Source organism: Sphingomonas flavalba (genome assembly GCF_004796535.1).
GTDB classification, from domain to species: Bacteria; Pseudomonadota; Alphaproteobacteria; order Sphingomonadales; family Sphingomonadaceae; genus Sphingomonas_L; species Sphingomonas_L flavalba.
Genome location: NZ_SPHY01000034.1, coordinates 1 through 790 on the forward strand (window position 1 = coordinate 1; position 790 = coordinate 790).

The 790-nt window shown below is 61.3% G+C and carries 1 protein-coding gene; it reads left to right on the forward strand.

Features of this window, described 5'->3' with window-relative positions; all coding sequences use genetic code 11:
* Positions 1–19: 19 nt before the first annotated feature.
* Positions 20–777 (forward strand): IS5 family transposase gene (locus E4A53_RS14555; protein ID WP_136163838.1). Its coding sequence is split into 2 segments (ribosomal slippage): positions 20–353 and positions 353–777, totalling 759 coding nucleotides; the frame shifts between segments, so codons are not numbered across the junction.
* Positions 778–790 lie beyond the last annotated feature (13 nt).

The window sequence follows — 790 nt, forward strand, 5'->3', positions numbered from 1 at the left end:
CTCCGTAAGGAGACTGAGCATGAGCGACCTGTACTGGCTGAGTGACGAGCAGATGGATCGTCTGCGGCCCTATTTCCCCAAGAGCCACGGGAAGCCGCGGGTTGACGATCGGCGGGTGTTGAGCGGTATCGTATTCGTGAACCGCAACGGGCTACGCTGGCGCGATGCGCCCAGGGAGTACGGCCCCCACAAGACGCTGTACAACCGGTGGAAGCGATGGGGCGATATGGGCGTGTTTCTTCGCATGATGGAAGGGCTGGCTGCTGAAGGTGCCGAACCAGCGACGGTCATGATTGATGCGACCTATTTGAAGGCGCACCGCACGGCTTCGAGCCTGCGGGTTAAAAAGGGGATCTCGGGCGGCTGATCGGCCGCACCAAGGGCGGCATGAACACCAAGCTTCACGCCATCAGCGACGCCAACGGCCGTCCCTTAAGCTTCTTCATGACGGCCGGGCAAATCAGCGACTACACCGGAGCTGCAGCTCTGTTGGACGACTTGCCCAAAGCGAAATGGCTGCTGGGTGACCGCGGCTATGACGCCGACTGGTTCAGAGAGGCTTTGCAGGCAAAGGGCATCAAGCCCTGCATTCCGGGCCGCAAATCCCGGCTTCAACCCGTCAAATACGACAAGCGTCGGTACAGACGCCGTAACCGCATCGAGATCATGTTCGGCCGTCTCAAGGACTGGCGCCGCGTCGCCACGCGCTACGACCGGTGCCCGCAGGCCTTCTTCTCCGCCATCGCACTCGCAGCAACCGTCATCTTCTGGCTCTGATCAATGGGTCCTG